The following is a 17,392-nucleotide window of genomic DNA, read 5'->3' as shown; positions in this document are numbered from 1 at the left end:
GAGGAGCTCGCATGGCCGTACCCGTCGCGTTCGACCACACCTCCACCGGCTACAGCCTCCAGCGCGCCTACTGGCTGGCCCGCGCGGCCGACCTGGCGTACCGGGACCGGGCCGCCATCGAGGAGCAGGCCGCCCGCTGGGGCTTCGAGGAGGTGCGGCACCACCACACCCGGTTCACCCCGCCCTTCCCGCTCCAGGACACCCAGGCCTGCACCCTGGCGAGCGACCGGATGATCGTCACCGCGTTCCGCGGCACCGAACCCGGCCAGATCAAGGACTGGCTCTCCGACGCCACCACCCCGCCCCGGCCCGGACCCGGCGGCCACGGCTACGTCCACCACGGGTTCGCCGAGGCCCTCGCGTCGGTCTACCCGGCGGTCCACGACACCCTCACCGAACTGCGCACCGACGGCCAGGCCGTCTACTTCACCGGGCACAGCCTCGGCGGGGCGCTCGCGATGCTGGCCGGCGCCCGCCTCTACCTGGAGGAGCCGCACCTGGCCGCGGACGGCGTCTACACCTACGGCCAGCCCCGCACCTGCGACCGGCTGCTGGCCGAGGCGTTCCACGAGGGATTCGGCGGCCGGATGTACCGCTTCGTCAACAACAACGACATCGTCGCCCAGCTCCCGCCGGAACCCGCCTACACCCACGTACGAGCCCTGCGGTATTTCGACTCCAAGGGCCGGCTTCACGAGTCGATGCCCATGCTGTCGGCGCTGGGCGACCGGGCCAGGGGCCACACCGCGGACCCGTTCGCGCCCGCCTCCGACGGCGTCCGCGACCACTCCCTGCGCACCTATCTGACGGTCCTGGAGCAGAACCTGGCCTGACGGCCCTGGGGCAGGACTTCCCCCGGGACCCGGCCGTTCGCATCCGGTCCTCACGGCCTCCCCGTTCGGGTCAGGAAACGTTGGTGAATTCCCATTCACTCGATAAGGTGAATGAGTATTCACCCCGTCACCGTGCCGCCCGCAGGAGCGCCGATGGACCAGCCCGCCCCGATATCCCCGTCGTCCCGGCTGCGCGACCGGCTCACCATTCCCGTGCTGGCGTCCGGCGGCATCCTCATGGCGGTCATGCAGACCGTGGTCGTCCCGCTCCTGCCCGACCTGCCCCGGCTCACCGGCGCGTCGGCCGCCGCCGTCTCCTGGACGGTCACCGCGACCCTGCTCTCCGGCGCCGTCCTCACCCCCGTCCTCGGCCGGGCCGGCGACATGTACGGCAAGCGCCGGGTGCTCACCGCCGCGCTCGCCCTGATGACCGTCGGCTCCGTGATGTGCGCGCTCTCCTCCGACATCGGCGTCCTCATCGCCGCCCGCGCCCTCCAGGGCGCCGCCGCCTCGGTGGTCCCGCTGTCCATCAGCATCCTGCGCGACGAACTGCCGCCGGAACGCCGTGGCTCGGCGGTGGCGCTGATGAGTTCCACCGTCGGCATCGGCGCCGCGCTCGGCCTGCCGCTCGCCGCGCTGGTCGTGCAGTACGCCGACTGGCACACCATGTTCTGGCTGACCAGCGTCCTCGGCGCGGCGGGCGTCACGGCGACCTGGTGGGCGGTCAAGGAGTCGCCGGTGCGGGAACCCGGCCGGTTCGACGTCCTCGGTGCCCTCGGCCTCGCCGCCGGGCTGGTCTGCCTGCTGCTGGGCGTCTCCCAGGGCGGCACCTGGGGCTGGGGGAGCGCGCGGGTCCTCGGACTGTTCCTCGGGGCGGTCGCCGTGCTCGCCCTGTGGTGGTGGCAGCAGCTGCGCACCGCACGGCCCCTGGTCGACCTGCGGCTGGTCACCCGGCCACGGGTGGGCCTGTCCCATGTGGCGGCCCTGCTGACCGGGTTCGCCTTCTACGCCAACTCCCTGGTCACCGCTCAGCTGGTGCAGGCGCCGAAGGCCACCGGGTACGGCCTCGGCCTGTCCATCGTCGCCACCGGCCTCTGCCTGCTGCCCGGCGGTGTCACCATGCTGCTGTTCTCCCCGCTGTCGGCCCGCATCTCGGCCACGCGGGGCCCCCGGATCACGCTCGCGCTGGGCGCCGCCGTCATCGCCTGCGGGTACGCGCTCCGCATCGCCGACAGCCGCGACCTGTGGATGATCATCCTGGGCGCCACCGTGGTGGCGACCGGCACCACCCTCGCCTACTCCGCGCTGCCGACCCTCATCCTGCGCGCCGTACCGGCCGCCCAGACCGCCTCCGCCAACGGCGTCAACGTCCTCATGCGCACCATCGGCCAGGCCGTCTCCAGCGCGGCCGTCGCCGCCGTCCTCGTCCACCACAGCAGCCCCCTCGGCGGCGTCCCCGTGCCCAGCCTGCACGGCTACCAGCTCGCCTTCGCCATGGCGGGCGCCGTCGCCCTCGCGGCCTGCGCGGCGGCCCTGTCCATCCCCGGCGACGGCCCCGCGCCGGGCACCCGGCGGGCCCGGAGCGGCACCCGGGGCGCCCGTGACGAGGCGATGGAGGGAGCATGAGGACCATGACCACGCCACCCGGTCAGGCGCCCGCCCCCGCACGCCGGGACGCCGAGGCCACCAAGGCCGCCATCCTGAAGGCCGCCCGCCACCTCCTGGCCCGGCACGCGCACGCCGACATCACCCTCAAGGCCGTCGCCGAGCGCGCCGGGGTGAGCCCGCCGCTGATCCTGAAGTACTTCGGCAACAAGGACGCCCTGTTCGCCCGCGTGATGTCCTTCGACACCGACGCCGACGCCCTGCTGGACGCGCCGCTGGACGCACTCGGCCGGCACATGGTCCGGCACGTCGTGTCCAGCCAGCGCGAGCGGGGCGCCGACCCGCTGCTGCGCATCGCCTTCGCCCCGCTGCACGGCGACCACGGCGACGTCCTGCGCGCCAACTTCCGCGCCCAGGTCACCGAACGCCTCGCCGCCCGGCTCGCCGGCCCCGACGCGGGCCTGCGCGCCGAACTGGCCGTCGCCGCCCTGGTCGGCCTCGGCGTCATGTACGGCATCGCCCGCGGCCCCCACCTGCGCGAGACCGGCACCGACGCCCTCGCCGACCGCTACGGGCCCGCCGTCCAGGCGCAGCTGACACCCGGTGCCGACCAGCGGGACCCGGCCGGGGCGGACCCCCGGCGGTGATCTCGCGGAACCGGCCGGTGAGCGCCGTGCGGCAGGGGCTCATCTCGTCCGCGAGCCCGGGGAGTTCCGCCGGGGTGGCCGCCGACGCGGGCTCCCCGGCCGGATGACAGACTGACGTCATGGACGAACGCGTAATCGGCAGGTCGGGTCAGTGGGCATCGGTGGTCGGGCTCGGCACATGGCAGCTGGGCGCCGACTGGGGCGACGTGGACGACAAGGAGGCGCTGTCCGTCCTGGAGGCGGCGGCCGAGGCCGGGGTGACCTTCTTCGACACGGCCGACGTGTACGGCGACGGGCGCAGCGAGGCCACCATCGCTTCGTTCCTGCGCGGCCGGCCCGATCTGCACGTGCTGGTGGCCACCAAGATGGGCCGCCGGGTCGAACAGGTCCCGGAGAACTACGTCCTGGACAACTTCCGCGCCTGGAACGACCGCTCGCGCCGCAATCTCGGCGTCGACCGCATCGACCTGGTGCAGCTGCACTGCCCGCCCACCCCGGTCTACTCCTCGGACGCGGTGTTCGACGCCCTGGACACCCTGGTCGAGGAGGAACGGATCGCCGCCTACGGCGTGAGCGTGGAGACCTGTGCCGAGGCGCTCACCGCCATCGCCCGGCCGAACGTGGCGAGCGTGCAGATCATCCTCAACCCCTTCCGGATGAAGCCCCTGTACGAGGTGCTGCCCGCCGCCCGCGCGGCCGGCGTCGGCATCATCGCGCGCGTGCCGCTCGCCTCCGGGCTGCTGTCCGGCAAGTACACGAAGGAGACGGTGTTCGCGGCCAACGACCACCGCACCTACAACCGGCACGGCGAGGCCTTCGACCAGGGCGAGACCTTCTCCGGCGTCGACTACGGGACGGGCGTCGAGGCCGCCGCCGAGTTCGCCGCGCTCGCCCCGGAGGGCTACACCCCGGCCCAGCTGGCGCTGCGCTGGATCATCGAGCAGGACGGCGTGACCACGGTGATCCCGGGCGCCCGCAACCCCGAGCAGGCCCGCGCCAACGCCGCCGCGGCCAAGCTGCCGCCGCTGCCGCCGCAGACGTCCGCCGCGATCCGCGAACTGTACGAGCGCCGGATCAAGGACCAGGTCGAGCACCGCTGGTAGCCGCGGGCTCGCGGACCGTTTGAAAGAACGGCCGGGCGGTTACACGCAACCGCATGACGGAGGCAGGACAGCGCAGAGGGCGCAACGAGACCGAGGAGGAGCGGGCCGACCGGATGTGGGGCGAACTCATCCAGGAGGTCCGGGTGGCGCAGACGGGGGTGCAGATCCTCTTCGGTTTCCTGCTGACCGTCGTCTTCCAGCCGAAGTACACGCAGCTCAGCGCCGCCAACCAGGTCATCTACATCGTGACCGTCGTCCTGGGCGCCTGCGCGACCGGCGCCCTCATCGGACCGGTGTCCCTGCACCGCCTGGTCTCCGGCCGCCGGGTCAAGCCGCAGGCGGTACGGCTGGCGTCCCGGATGACCTTCGTCGGCCTGGTCCTGCTGCTCGCCACGATGACGTCGTCCCTGCTGCTGATCCTCCGGGTGGCCACCCACGACGGCTATGTGCCGTACCTGGTGGCGGCCGTCGTCGCCTGGTACCTGCTGTGCTGGTACGGCCTGCCGCTGTGGGCCCGCCGCCGGCACACGTCCCGCACGGACCGCTAGGTCCTGTCGTCAAATTCCCGTCGTCCGCCCGGAGCGCGGCAGACGGGAGTTTGACGACAGGGCCTAGCAAGGGCGGGCCTCCAGGGCCCTCAGCTGCCGGTCGTGCGTCCCGCTGAGCAGCAGGGACAGGACCGAGCCGATCAGGGCGCAGAACATGTCCCACTGGGTGTCCCACACATCGCCCTGGGTGGCGAGGAACGCGTCCGCGCCGTGCCCGCCGATCTCGGCCGCCAGCCACTCCAGCAGCTCGAAACAGGCGCTGAAGGCCAGGCAGGCGCACACCGTGAGCGGAGCCAGCCAGCGGCTGCCGCGCAACGGCGAGGTGCGGCTGAGCAGTTCACGGACCAGCACGGCCGGGACGAAGCCCTGCACCAGGTGGCCGAACCGGTCGTACGGGTTGCGCTCCAGGCCGAAGGTGTCGCGCACCCAGTCGCCCACCGGGACCTGCGCGTAGGTGTAGTGCCCGCCGACCGCGAGGACCAGCGCGTGCGCGGTCAGCAGTGCGCACAGCAGCCCGGTCCGGGGGAAGCGCCGCCAGAACAGCACCACCAGGGGCAGCCCGGCCAGCGCCCACACCGTCTCCAGGAACCAGGTGGTGCGGTCGCGTGCGCCCCACGCCGACACGGCCAGCCCCACGGCCACCACGCCGGCGAAGAGGGCGGGCGGCACGCGGCGCGGCGCGCGGAGCGGGGCGGGGTGCACTGCGGTCACGGCGGGGCTCCTTGCCTGGGGATCGTAGGAGCCCCATCGTGGCGCCCGGCCGGGGCCGCCGGCATGAGTACGGCTACTCAGCCGCGGAGAGGATCTCCGCCAGCAGCTCGTCCACGGACAGGCGCTCCCGGCCCGGTGGGACGATCTGGTAGGTCTCGCGCAGGAACGCGGCGATGGCGGGCGCCCAGGCGAACACCACCGCGTGGTGCCGGCCGCCGTCCGGCCGGGCGTCCCCGAGGAACTCCAGGCGCAGCTCGTGCCACGGGCCGGTGGCCTCCGGCCGCATCCGGACGTCGCCGATCCCGACCGGCCCGGCCAGTCCGTCGGCGAGCATCTGCCGGTCCAGCCGCCAGGAGGCCAGCACCCTGCCGTCGTGGGCGAACACAGCGGTGACGGCGAACGGATCGTCGGCGTCGTAGCTGAGGTGGGCCAGCACCGGACACCGGCCGGTGCCGTGCGCGAGGAGCTGCACCACCAGGGTCTTGTGCACGAACGAGTTCACGCGGGGGCCTTTCGGGACGATCGGCGTAGGGCCCTCTAGTACCCCCGCTGCGCCCGCAATGCTCACCCGTGTGACTGAATCCCGAGGACGGGAGGCGTGCCGCAGGGGCGGTACGGCGTCAGGCGAACGCCTCCCGCAGGGCCGGCAGCAGGGTCTTCGCCGACCAGTCCAGGAACTCGGGCTGCGTGTCACCGCCGATCTGGACCAGGGCGACCTCCCCGAACCCGGCCTCGGCGTAGGGCCGTACGGCCTCCACGAACGCGTCCGGGTCGTCACCGCACGGGATGGAGGAGGCGACGTCGTCCTCGGTCACGAACTGGGTCGCGGCCTCGAAGGAGTCCGGGTGCGGCAGTTCGGCGTTCACCTTCCAGCCCAGCCCGAACCAGCGGAACTGGGAGTGGGCGCGCTTGATCGCCGTCTCCCGGTCCGGGTCGTAGCACACGGGCAGCTGGCCGACCCGGGGCTTGCCGGTGCCGCCGTGCCGGTCGAACGCCTCCAGCAGGCCCGCCTTCGGCTCGGTCGCGATCACCAGGTCGGCGAGGCGCCCGGCCAGCTCGCAGGACTGGTCGCCGGAGACGGCGATGCCGATCGGCGGCGCCTGCTCCGGCAGGTCCCACAGCCGGGCCGACTCCACGTCGTAGTGCTGCCCGTGACGCGTGACATGGCCGCCCTCGAACAGCGCCCGGATGATCTCCACCGCCTCTTCGAGCATCTCGTGGCGGACGTCGACCGGGGGCCAGCCGCCGCCCACGACATGCTCGTTCAGGTTCTCGCCGGCGCCGAGGCCGAGCCGGAACCTGCCCTGGGACAGCAGCTGCACGGTCGCCGCCTTCTGCGCCACGATCGCCGGGTGGTAGCGCAGGATGGGGCAGGTCACGTACGTCATCAGGGGGATCCGCGAAGTGGCCTGGGCGGCGGCGCCCAGCACGCTCCACGCGTACGAGGAGTGTCCCTGCGAGCGCAGCCACGGGAAGTAGTGGTCGGAGATCACCGAGAAGTCGAAACCCGACTCCTCGGCCTGCACCACGTGATCCACCAGGTCACGGGGACCTGCCTGCTCGGTCATCATCGTGTATCCGATTCGCACCATGGGGGACGAGTCCCCGGGTCGGCGTCCGGAAAACGGCCGACGGGCCCGGGTCACTCCTGCGGCGTGCGGAAGGTCCCTAGGAACGTCCTCAGCGCCAGCCGGTCCGCCGCGTCGTCCCAGGCCGCGGCCGGGGTGGTGAAGCGCAGCGAGAAGCCCCGCGTCCCGCCCAGCAGGAACCCCCGCCCGAAGGTGCGCGTCCGCGCGGCCCCGGACCCCGCCAGCCACTCCAGATCGGCGGCCCTGCGGCCCTGGTACGTGGTCGCCCGCACGGCGCCGACGCGGTCGTAACCGGGCAGCTTGCGCAACCCGGGCTCGACGTCGTCCCGCCAGACGGCGACCGGGTCGGGGCCGACGCGCTCGCTGTAGGTCACCGCGAGCGTGGACGGTCCGCCGTCCCGGCCGAAGGTGACGCGATAGGCCAGGCCGGACACCCGGGAGGTGGTCAGCCGCTTCCAGCCGTCGGGCAGCGCCACCGAGAAGCCCTCCGGGGCGGAGTACCGGCGGTAACCGGCCGGCAGGGCGGGAGCCGGCTTGGAGGACGGGGCCGAGGTGGGTGTCGGGGTGGGTGGGGCGCCGCCGCCCGGCTGCCGGGCCGCGGGGCCGGACGGGGTGGCCCGGGGCGGCGCCCCCGCCGTGTCCGTTCCCGACGACAGCGCGCCGGACGCGGCCAGTGCCGCCGCGGCCACCGTGACCACGGCCAGCGCGGTGCCGGCGGCCAGGGCCCGTCCGCCCCGCGGCGGTCCGGCGTGACGCACGGCCCGGTACGCGCCGCGCAGCCAGGACTCCGGGGCCGGCCGCCGCTCCGCGTCCGCGTCCTCGCGCAGCGCCCGGGTCAGCGCCTCGCGGACCACCGGCCGGGTCGGCCGCTCCCGCGGGTCCTTGCGCAGCAGACCCTGGACGACCTGGGTGAGCGGCCCGGCGCGCAGTGGGGTGCGCAGCGGCAGCCGGTCCACCGCCCTCAGCGTGGCGTCGGGCCGGCCGCGGTCCCGGAACGGCGGCCGGCCCTCGACCATCGTGTAGAGCAGCGCGCCCAGCGCCCACAGGTCGGCGGCCGGGCCGATGCGCTCGTCACGGGCCTGCTCCGGCGAGGCGTACGACGGTGCCGTCAGCCGGGGCACGAGCGTCGCACCTGCCAGCCCGAACCCGGTGACGAGGACCGGGCCGCCGTCCCGCACGAAGACCTGGCCGGGGCTCAGCTCGCCGTGTGTGACGCCTTCGTCGTGCGCGGCCTGGAGCACGTCCAGCAGCTCCAGGCCCAGCCGGGCCGCCCGCACCGGGTGCAACGAGCCCTGCTGGGCGAGGAGTTCGCCCAGGGGCGTGCCGTCGACCCACTCGGTGACCGTCCACAGGGCGCCCGCCTCCACCACGGCGTCGACGACCGCCGCCACCTGGCCGGGGCGCAGCAGCCGCATGGTCTCGGAGGTGCGGACGACCCGGGCGGTGACGCGCCGCGCGGTGTCCTGGCCGACGGGCTCCGGCAGGGCCGTCCGCGCCACCAGGCGGGGCCGCTCAGCCGCCACGTCCTCGGCGTACCACCACAGGCGGTTCGTCTCGCGGGCGAAGACCTCCAGGAGCCGGTACCGTCCGTCGAGCGGTTCGCGTGCGGAGACGTGCGCCTTGACCATGGTCATCCCTCGCTGAAAACCCCTGCCTCGTCTTTCCCAGAGGTACGCGGGGCGAGCGGGGGAGCGTTCAGGGGCGCGTCCAAAAGCTCCCCCCGCGTGGTCCTGGCGGCGGAGTCCTCAAGGCGGAGTTCTCAAGGCGGAGTTCTCACAGCGGCGCTGTCACAGCAGCCCGAAGCGGCCGGCCCAGTCGATGAGTTCCCGGGGTGTCGTGTTGCCCCCGCACACCACGAGCCCGATCCGTGCCCCGTCGCCGACCCGCTCCACCACCTGCCGGGCCGCCGGCAGCAGACAGCCCGCGGCCGGCTCGGCCCACACCTTGGCGTGCTCGGCGAGGTCCAGACAGCCCCGCACCGCGTCCCGGTCCGGGACCACCAGCACCTCCTCGACCAACGCGGACACATGGTCGTACGTCAGCCGCGACGCCGAGGGCGCGCTCAACGTGGTGACCAGGGAGGACAGTGGCACAGGCACCGGACCGCCGGCCTCCAGCGCGCCGGACATCGCCTCCGCGCCCGCGGTCTCCACGCCCCACACGCGCACCCCGGGCCGCCGGGCGCGCAGGGCCGCCGCGACCCCGGCGATCAGACCGCCGCCGCCCACGCTGACGACGACGTCCGTCAGCTCCCCGGCGTCCTCGGCCAGCTCAAGACCCACGGTGCCCTGTCCGGCGATCACGACCGGGTCGTCGAACGGGTGGACCAGGGTCAGGCCCTCGTCCCGCAGCCGCGTCACCAGCTCGAACGCGCTGTCCATGCCGTCGGTCAGCCGCACCACCGCCCCGGCCTCCTCGGCGAGGGCGAGGGAACGCGCGGGCGCGGTGCGCGGCATGACCACGGTCGCCTTCACATCGAGGGCCGCCGCCATCACCGCGAGCGCGACTCCGTGGTTGCCGCCGCTCACCGCGACCACGCCCGCCGCCCGCTCGGCCTCGCTCAGCGACAGCAGCTTCGCCGTGGCCCCGCGGGCCTTGAACGAGCCGGTGCGCTGGAGCAGTTCGAGCTTGGCGGTGACGGGGACGCCGAGCAGCGCGCCGAGGCCGGGGCTCGGTACCGTCGGCGTGCGGACGACGTGCCCGGCGATCCGCCGGGCGGCGGTTTCGATGTCCGAGATCTCGATCACGGTGCTCCACCCTTCCGGCGCGGGTCGGGACCGCGCCGCTCGCACCTTCACCCGCCGGGCGGCCGGAGGTCAACGCCGTTCCGGATCATGGCTACAGCGCGCGGCCCACCAGGGACTCCAGCAGCTCCGTCAGCTCCTCGGCGGCCCCGGCGGCCAGGGGAGCGGTGGTGAGCAGTTCCCGTGCCGCGGCCGTGTGGGTCCGGGCCTCGGCCAGGGCCGCCGTACGGCCCCCCGCCGCCTCGATCAGCGCGGCGGCCTCCTCGGTGTGCCCGTCCGGGCCGAGCAGCGCGGGCAGCCGCCGGGCCGCCGGGGAGCCGAGCGCGGCCAGCACCGGGAACGTCTTCTTCCGCTCCCGCAGATCGCCGCCCACGGGCTTGCCGGTGACGGCCGGATCGCCCCAGATGCCGAGCACGTCGTCCACGAGCTGGAAGGCGACCCCGAGGTGGCGGCCGGCCCGGTCGAGCGCGTCGGCCGTGTCCCGGGGCGCCCCGCCGAGCGTGGCGCCCAGTGCCGCGGCACAGCCCAGCAGCGCGCCGGTCTTGCCCTCCGCCATCGCCCGGTACTCCTCGGGTGTCACCCGGTCCGGGCCACTCCAGGGCCGGGTGGCGAACAGCAGGTCGTCGGCCTGCCCGCGCACCAGCTCGGCGAGGGCCGCCGACAGCAGCCGTACCGCGCCGGCGCCCTCCGGCGCGGCGGCGAGGGTGTCGACCGCCAGCGCGAACAGGGCGTCCCCGGCCAGCACGGCCGGACCCGTGCCGTACGCCTGCCAGACGGCGGGGCGGCGGCGCCGGGTCGCGTCGCCGTCCATGATGTCGTCGTGCAGCAGCGAGAAGGCGTGCACCAGCTCCACCGCGACCGCCGCCGGGATCCCGGCCCGGCCGTCGGCACCCGCCGCCTCGGCCCCGAGGACCGCCAGTGCCTGCCGTACGCCCTTGCCGCCCGGCGCGGTGACCGGCGCCCCGCCGACCTCGCACCAGCCGAAGGAGTACGCGGCCATCTCGGCGACCCACGGGTGCAGCCGCCCCACCGCGTTGCGCAGCTCCGGCCGGACCAGTTCCCCGCAGCGGGCGAGGACGTGCCGGGCGGACTCCCGCACCGGCGAGACGGGCGCCGTCATCGCACGGCCTCCGCGTCGAGGCCGAACTCCCGCTGGGCCCGGGCCACCATCTCCCGCGCGTGCCGCAGCCCGCTGCGCTCCAGTGTCCGGGCCAGGTCGGCGAGTTCGGCGGCGGTCTCGGCGCGGTCGCGGCCGAGCCGGGCGAGGGACTTGGCGAGGCCCAGCCGGGACAGCGCCTCGCCGCGCGGTTCGCTGATCGCCCGGAACTCGCCGAGCGCCAGCTCGTAGCGTTCGCGGGCCTCGGCGTGACGGCCCGCGCGGTACAGGACGTTGCCCTGCATCTTGTGGTTGTAGGCGAGCGCGCTGGACAGGTTCATCTCCCGGCAGGTCGCCTCCGCCTCGGCCAGCAGCTCCAGCGCCCGCTCGGTGGCGCCGTCGCGCACCGAGAGGACGTCCGCGAGTCCGCGCAGCGCCCAGGCGTGCCCGCGCCGGTCGTCGGCCCGGCCGGCTATCTCCGCCGCCTCCTCGAACAGGGCGTAGGCCCTGTCGTAGTCCCCGGTGTTGCGGTGCATCTGGGCGATGCCCTCCAGCGCCCACACCGTGTGCCGGGCCTCACCCCGTTCGCGCGCCTCGGCCAGCAACTGCTCGTGCAGCCGGCCGACCGCCGCGTAGTCGCCCTGGATGCGGCCGGTCTCGGCGAGGCCGGCCAGCGAGTAGCCGCGCACGACGACGTCCCCGCCGCGCTCGCCGAGTTCGGCCGCGAGCCCCAGCAGCCGCCAGGCCAGCGGGAAGGCGCCGCGCTGCCGGGCGAGCGTGCCCCCGCTCCACAGCGCCCAGGCCATCGCGGCGGTGTCGCCGGCCTCCCGGGCGGCGCGGTAACTCGCCTTCCAGGCCCGGTCGGCGTCCCGCACCTGGCCGAGCCGCCGGTGCGCCTCGGCGACGGCGAGCCCGTAGCGCGCCGCCTCGCCGGGGCGTCCGGCGTGCTCGGCCTCGCGCAGCCGCTCGGTGCCGGCGGCCAGCACGTCGACCAGCGAGGAGTTCACGGACAGGGTGGTCAGGGTGCCCTGGTACTCCGGGGCGAAAGCCTTGCCGTACATGCGTACCCTTCTATACACGGAGTGTATACATGGCGTGTATAGCGTCGAGGAAAATCGCCCCGGCCCGAGGGGCCGGGGCTCGGTCTGTCGATGATCAAGACGCCGGTACGGCGGCGGGGGTTGCCCGCCCTACGGGATCACCTGTGAAGGTTCAGTGCTGGTCCTTCTGGGGCGTCACCTCGCTCGGCCGCACCACGACGAAGCCCTCACCCTGGAGCATCAGCTGTACAGCCTCGCCCGAACCGCCGCGCAGCATCGAACCGATGGACTGCGAGCGGTGCAGCGAGGTCTCCAGGTGCGCGGTCCAGCCGACCACGGCGTCCGTGTCGACGTACACCGGCGCCTGCGCCGACACCGGTATGACCAGCGGGTTGCCGTCGCAGACCAGGCCGAGCCGGCCCTGCCCGCTGAAGACGCTGTTGAACAGGCCGCCGCCGGCGATGCCGGAGCCCTTCACCGTCTTGATCTCGTACGAGAGCGAGGCGTCGAAACACAGGACGTTGCGGCCGTTGACGGTGAACTGGTCACCGGCCTCCACCTCCACGATGAAGCAGTTCTGCGCCTCGTGCGCGAACCAGGCCTCGCCCTGCCCGCGCACCGCCATGAGGGGCAGTCCCTCACCGGTGACCGCACGCTTGAGCATGCCGCCGACGCCCTGCCCCTTGCGTTCGAACTTGAGGCTGCCGCGGTAGGCCACCATCGCGCCCTGCCGGGCGTACATCTCGCCGTTCACCGCGTACTTGATGCACTTGGCGTTCTCGACGGACATTCCCGGCTCCACGGCCGGCTGCACCACGTGCTGACTGGAAAAGAGATCACCCTTCATGCGGGGCATGGTGTCCCGGAAGGTGGCATTCCGCCAAGATCACGGAACATACCGGCCGTTCCGGGGCAGGCGCCCGCCCGTGCCGGCGCACGTCGTCCGGCACGGGCGGCCCCCTCTCCGTCAGGCGGCCTGCCACAGCGCCGGCACCGCCGGGGGCTCCCAGCCCGGCCGGGACGTGTGCGGCTGGAGGCAGACGTACGCGCGCGCCGCGTACGTGACCCAGTCGCCCGCCCGGTAGGCGGTCCCAGGCGTCCAGGTGTTCTCGGGCGAGGAGGGACCGGGACCGGGGCCGGGGTCCTGCGGGACGTCGAGGACGAAGTCGAACGCCGCCTCCCGGCCACCGCCCCCGTCGCGCACCGTCATCAGCAGGCGGGGGTCGAAGATGGTGTCGGTGTTGTTGCGCGGTTCGTTCGGGAAGTACAGCTGTGTGGTCAGGACGGGACGGTGCGGTGCCTGCACCTTGACGTGGAGGTGGCGGGTCCGGCCCGGATACAGGCCCGGCACGATCGTGGTCAGCGCGAAGGAGCCGCGGGAGTCGGTGAACTGGTGGCCGCGCAGCCGGAAACCGGTGTTGTCGTACGCGCCGTTGGTGTCGGCCTGCCAGAAGTCCAGCAGGACGCCGGACAGGGGGAGGCAGGCCCGGCCGAAGACGTAGCCGGTCACGGTCAGCCGGGTGCCCGGCAGGCCCGGTTCCAGCAGGTTCGTGCGCTCCGGCGAGTCCGGTTTGAAGTAGGGGCCCTCTATCTGTTCCGGAGTGGGGTGGTCGCCGTCGTCGCACGGCGGGGTGAGCCCGGGCGCCGTGCCGCCCGCGACGAACGTGCGGGCGAGCGCCGGACCGCCGATCAGGGCGACGGGCACCGCGGCGGTGGCGGCGAGTGCCGCGCGCAGCACCGTCTTGCGGTGGACGAGCCGCCCGGACCTCGGCTCCTCCTGCGCCCCGGCGCCGTCCCTGCCTGCTCCGTCCATGTCTCCTCCTCGTGGGGGGTCGGATGCGGAACGAAACTAGGGGCGCGCGGGCGGCACTTCGAGGGACTGGTCGCGGTGGCTGTGGTGTTTTCGGAAGTCACCGGGGCTGCTGCCGGTCTCCCGCCGGAAGAACCGGCTGAAGTAGGCCGGATCGGTGAAGCCGGTGCGGGCGGCGACCTGCCGGACCGACAGCCGGGTGTGGGCGAGCAGTTGCTGCGCCTGGTACACCCGGGCCTCGATGAGCAGCCGTCCCGGCGGACGGCCGGTGGCGGCCCGTACCGCCTGGGTGAGGTAGCCGGGCGTCACGCCGAGCCGGCCCGCGCACTCCCGCACCGTCCACCCGGCCGCCTCCGGGCGCGCGATCAGCCGCGTGAACTCCTCGGCGACGGCGGCCGGCCGGCCCAGCACCCGCGCGTCGCGGCCGTCCCCGGCGTGCCGTGGCAGCCGGGCGGCGCGTACGACGAGCACGTGCAGCAGCGAGCGCAGGACGCTCTCGTGACCCGGGGCGCGCTGCCGGTGCTCCGCGACGAGTTCGGCCATCAACCGCCCCACGGACCGGTCCTGTTCGGCGTCCAGCGCGAACCAGCCCCGTTCCCCGAGCCGCCGCAGCACCTCGCGGTCGCCGGGGTGGTCGAGCAGGAAGTCGTCGGTGAACAGCGCCAGCGTCCCCTCCGGGCCCCGGCCGCCTTCCCAGTGGTGCACCTGCCCGGGCAGGACCACGGCCAGGCGCGGCGGCCGGACCGGCCACCGCGCCAGGTCGACGACGTGCGTGCCGGAACCGGACCTGACGTGGATGATCTCGTAGAACGTGTGCCGGTGCGGACGGCCCCACCGGGACAGCGGCCCCACCGCCTCGAAGGAGCCCGCGGCGAACGGCGGGTCCCCCGGCCCGGCCACCTCCAGCCGGTGCAGGGGCACGTCCCCGGCGGCTGTCGGCAGACCCGGGGTTCCCGGTGGGACGGTGGTGCCGCGCATGGCTCGTGCTCCCCTCCTCCGGGCGAGCCGGAGCGCTCGCCGCTTCTCACGGGCAGGGATCACCTACCGCACTATGGTCTGTACCAACCTCTTGCCCCGCGCCCCACGGCATCGCAAGCTCCCCTCATGGAGTTGGAGTTGCGGCATCTCAGGACCCTTCGGACCATCGCGGAGGCCGGCAGTCTGACCAGGGCGGCGACGGTGCTCGGGCTCGCGCAGCCCGCACTCAGCGCGCAGCTCAGGCGCATCGAGCGGACCCTGGGCGGTGCCCTGTTCGAACGGGGGCGGAACGGGGTGCGGGCCACCGCGCTCGGCGAACTGGTCCTGGAACGCACCCGCGTCGTGCTCCCCGCGGTCAGCGAACTGCAACAGGAGGCGGCCGAGTTCGCCCGCGGACGCCGGCAGGGGGAGCGGCTGCGGCTCGGCGGCACCCACGGGCCGCTGCTCGGCGCGCTGGTGGACCGGCTCGCCGACGCCGCCCCCGGCACCAGCCTGACCACCCGCGCCTCCTGGTCGGAACGGGAACTGGCCGGTCTGCTCGCCGAGGGGCGCCTGGACTTCGCCCTGGCCGGTACCTGCGGCTCCGCGCCCCCGCCCGACGGCACGCACCTGGTCTGGGAGGAGATCGCCGTCGACCCGGTCTTCGTCATGCTCGCCGACACCCATCCGCTCGCCCGGGGGCGGGAGATCGACCTGGCCGCGCTCGCGGACGAGGCGTGGGCGTGCGTCCCGGGCGACGGCTGTTTCGCCGACTGCTTCACCGCGGCCTGCGCCCGGGCCGGCTTCACCCCCCGCCGCATGTACGAGACGGACACCGCGTCCTGCGTCCACCTGGTGCAGGTCGGCCGGGCCGTGGGCCTGTGCCGGGCCACCTTCCCGTCGACGCCCGGCCTCACCACCCGTCCGCTCGCCGGCACCCCGCTGGTCTGGCGGCACCTGCTGGGCTGGCGCCCGGCCGGCCAGCGACCGGGCACCGCGGCCACGGTGCTCGCGCTGAGCCGCAAGGCACACGAGGACGCGGCGGCACGCAGCGACGGCTACGCCCGCTGGCTCGACCAGCGCGGGGAACCGGCGGCCGCGGCGCACCGCCGCCCCGGGCGCGCGTCCGTGAGCGCACGCGGGCGGGACGCGCGGCTGCCATAACACCGGGGCAGGGGGTCGGTTGACGTCTTACGGGGGCGGGCGGGTGCTCCGTACGGTTTCCGGCACTCCACCGAATCCGAGGAGACCTCCCCATGCTCCAACGACACCTCAGAGCCGCGTGCGCCGCCGCCGTGGCGGCGGGTGCCCTGCTCGTGGCCGGGCTCAGCGGCTCCGCGAGCGCCCGGCCGTCCGACTCCCCGGCCGCGCCCACGGCGGCCGAGACGCTCCGCACCGACGCGGCCCCGCCCGCCCTCCTGCGGGCGCTGCAACGGGATCTGGGCCTGAACCGGCAGCAGGCCGAACGCCGCCTGGGCAACGAGGCGGAGGCGGGCGCCGCCTCCGGCCGGCTGCGGGCAGCGCTGGGCGCGCACTACGCGGGCGCCTGGGTGCGCGGCGCGGAGTCGGACACGCTGACCGTCGCCACCACGGACCCGGCCGACGTGCCGGCGATCCGGGCCCAGGGCGCCGCCGCGCGCGTGGTGGACCACTCCCTGGCCGCGCTCGACGCGGCCAAGGCACGCCTGGACCGGGTCGCCGCCCGGCGCGCCACCACCGACACCCCGGTCTGGTACGTCGACGTCCCGACCAACGCGCTGGTGGTGCGGGCGGTACGCACGGACGCCGCACGCTCCCTGCTGGCGGCGGCCGGCGTCGACGCCTCCCTCGTCCGCGTCGTGAAGTCCGCCGAGCACCCCCGTCCGCTCTACGACCTGCGCGGCGGCGACGCGTACTACATCGACAACAGCAGTCGCTGCTCGATCGGCTTCCCGGTGACCCGCGGCACCCAGCAGGGCTTCGCCACGGCCGGCCACTGCGGCCGGGCCGGCAGTGCCACCACCGGCTCCAACCGGGTCGCGCAGGGCACCTTCCAGGCGTCCGTCTTCCCCGGCAACGACATGGCGTGGGTGGCCGCGAACGCCGGCTGGACGGCGACGCCGTACGTCAACGGTTCCAGCGCGCAGGTCACCGGTTCCACCCAGGCCACGGTGGGCTCCTCCGTGTGCCGCTCCGGCTCGACGACGGGCTGGCACTGCGGGACGGTGCAGCAGCTGAACAGCAGCGTCACCTACCAGGAGGGCACGGTCACCGGGGTCACCCGCACCTCGGTGTGCGCCGAACCGGGCGACTCGGGCGGCTCGTTCGTCTCCGGCAGCCAGGCGCAGGGCGTCACCTCGGGCGGCACCGGCAACTGCACGAGCGGCGGCACGACGTACTTCCAGCCGGTCAATCCGATCCTCCAGTCGTACGGCCTGACGCTGAAGACGACCGCGACCGGTCCCGGTGACCCGGGCGATCCCGGTGATCCGGGCGGCACGTGGTCGGCCGGCACCGTCTATCAGGCGGGCGCCACGGTCACCTACGGCGGCGCCGTCTACCGCTGTCTGCAGACCCACTAGGCCCAGCAGGGCTGGGAGCCGCCGAACACCCCCGCGCTGTGGCAGCGGCAGTGAGCGGCTGACCCCGGGAACCGCCGTCCGCCCGGACACTCCGGACACTCCGGATGCGATCGGAGCGTCCGGGCAGACGGCACCGTCGTGCGGTGGC

At 74.4% G+C, this 17,392-nt stretch carries 17 protein-coding genes; 7 read left to right on the top strand and 10 right to left on the bottom strand.

Annotated features, from left to right (window positions below; genetic code table 11):
- Window positions 1-11 precede the first annotated feature (11 nt).
- The 5 genes from AQJ11_RS23530 (at window position 12) to AQJ11_RS23510 (ending at window position 4,736) form a co-directional block, all read left to right on the top strand.
- Window positions 12-833 (top strand): lipase family protein, encoded by an 822-nt coding sequence (locus AQJ11_RS23530; RefSeq protein ID WP_208616594.1) that lies wholly within the window; start codon window positions 12-14, stop codon window positions 831-833.
- Window positions 834-986: 153 nt separating this feature from the next.
- On the top strand, window positions 987-2,459 hold the full coding sequence (locus AQJ11_RS23525) for an MFS transporter (RefSeq protein WP_014670769.1): 1,473 nt from the start codon (window positions 987-989) through the stop codon (window positions 2,457-2,459).
- Window positions 2,456-3,085, top strand: a complete 630-nt coding sequence (locus tag AQJ11_RS23520; protein ID WP_059264277.1) for a TetR/AcrR family transcriptional regulator — start codon at window positions 2,456-2,458, stop codon at window positions 3,083-3,085. The genes AQJ11_RS23525 and AQJ11_RS23520 overlap by 4 nt, the downstream gene beginning before the upstream one ends.
- A gap of 119 nt (window positions 3,086-3,204) precedes the next feature.
- On the top strand, window positions 3,205-4,188 hold the full coding sequence (locus AQJ11_RS23515) for an aldo/keto reductase (RefSeq protein WP_059264276.1): 984 nt from the start codon (window positions 3,205-3,207) through the stop codon (window positions 4,186-4,188).
- Between the two features lie 53 nt (window positions 4,189-4,241).
- Window positions 4,242-4,736: a DUF6328 family protein gene (locus AQJ11_RS23510; RefSeq protein WP_014670766.1), complete on the top strand. Its 495-nt coding sequence runs from the start codon at window positions 4,242-4,244 to the stop codon at window positions 4,734-4,736.
- 63 nt (window positions 4,737-4,799) lie between these two features.
- Here the strand turns inward: AQJ11_RS23510 and AQJ11_RS23505 are convergent, their stop codons facing one another.
- The 10 genes from AQJ11_RS23505 to AQJ11_RS23460 form a co-directional block, all read right to left on the bottom strand.
- Entirely contained in the window at window positions 4,800-5,405 is a 606-nt protein-coding gene (locus AQJ11_RS23505) for a DUF2238 domain-containing protein (RefSeq protein ID WP_059264496.1), read from the bottom strand.
- Window positions 5,406-5,520: 115 nt separating this feature from the next.
- Entirely contained in the window at window positions 5,521-5,949 is a 429-nt protein-coding gene (locus AQJ11_RS23500; protein ID WP_014670764.1) for an SsgA family sporulation/cell division regulator, read from the bottom strand.
- A 118-nt stretch (window positions 5,950-6,067) separates the two neighbouring features.
- Window positions 6,068-7,039 (bottom strand): LLM class F420-dependent oxidoreductase, encoded by a 972-nt coding sequence (locus AQJ11_RS23495; RefSeq protein ID WP_059264275.1) that lies wholly within the window; start codon window positions 7,037-7,039, stop codon window positions 6,068-6,070.
- A 50-nt stretch (window positions 7,040-7,089) separates the two neighbouring features.
- Window positions 7,090-8,670 (bottom strand): protein kinase domain-containing protein, encoded by a 1,581-nt coding sequence (locus AQJ11_RS23490; protein ID WP_059264274.1) that lies wholly within the window; start codon window positions 8,668-8,670, stop codon window positions 7,090-7,092.
- A 153-nt stretch (window positions 8,671-8,823) separates the two neighbouring features.
- Complete coding sequence (locus AQJ11_RS23485; RefSeq protein WP_059264273.1) at window positions 8,824-9,783, bottom strand: threonine/serine dehydratase family protein; 960 nt, start codon at window positions 9,781-9,783, stop codon at window positions 8,824-8,826.
- Between the two features lie 91 nt (window positions 9,784-9,874).
- Window positions 9,875-10,900, bottom strand: a complete 1,026-nt coding sequence (locus AQJ11_RS23480; RefSeq protein ID WP_059264272.1) for a polyprenyl synthetase family protein — start codon at window positions 10,898-10,900, stop codon at window positions 9,875-9,877.
- Entirely contained in the window at window positions 10,897-11,937 is a 1,041-nt protein-coding gene (locus AQJ11_RS23475) for a tetratricopeptide repeat protein (protein ID WP_014670759.1), read from the bottom strand. The genes AQJ11_RS23480 and AQJ11_RS23475 overlap by 4 nt, the downstream gene beginning before the upstream one ends.
- 151 nt (window positions 11,938-12,088) lie before the next feature.
- Entirely contained in the window at window positions 12,089-12,763 is a 675-nt protein-coding gene (locus AQJ11_RS23470; protein WP_015493185.1) for an AIM24 family protein, read from the bottom strand.
- Between the two features lie 120 nt (window positions 12,764-12,883).
- A complete protein-coding gene (locus tag AQJ11_RS23465; protein ID WP_059264271.1) occupies window positions 12,884-13,729 on the bottom strand; it encodes a dioxygenase family protein in 846 nt (281 codons plus the stop codon).
- A gap of 36 nt (window positions 13,730-13,765) precedes the next feature.
- Window positions 13,766-14,704, bottom strand: coding sequence for a helix-turn-helix transcriptional regulator (locus AQJ11_RS23460; RefSeq protein WP_059264270.1), 939 nt, complete (start codon window positions 14,702-14,704; stop codon window positions 13,766-13,768).
- Window positions 14,705-14,830: 126 nt separating this feature from the next.
- Here AQJ11_RS23460 and AQJ11_RS23455 point away from each other — a divergent pair, with 126 nt between their 5' ends.
- Window positions 14,831-15,847 carry a LysR family transcriptional regulator gene (locus AQJ11_RS23455; RefSeq protein ID WP_244218326.1) on the top strand — a complete coding sequence of 339 codons (1,017 nt, stop codon included), beginning with the start codon at window positions 14,831-14,833 and terminating at the stop codon, window positions 15,845-15,847.
- Window positions 15,848-15,939: 92 nt separating this feature from the next.
- Complete coding sequence (locus AQJ11_RS23450; protein ID WP_107120863.1) at window positions 15,940-17,244, top strand: alpha-lytic protease prodomain-containing protein; 1,305 nt, start codon at window positions 15,940-15,942, stop codon at window positions 17,242-17,244.
- Window positions 17,245-17,392: the final 148 nt, after the last annotated feature.

The organism is Streptomyces corchorusii, from assembly GCF_001514055.1.
Classification (GTDB): Bacteria; Actinomycetota; Actinomycetes; order Streptomycetales; family Streptomycetaceae; genus Streptomyces; species Streptomyces olivaceoviridis.
This window is presented reverse-complemented; position numbering and strand designations above follow the sequence as displayed.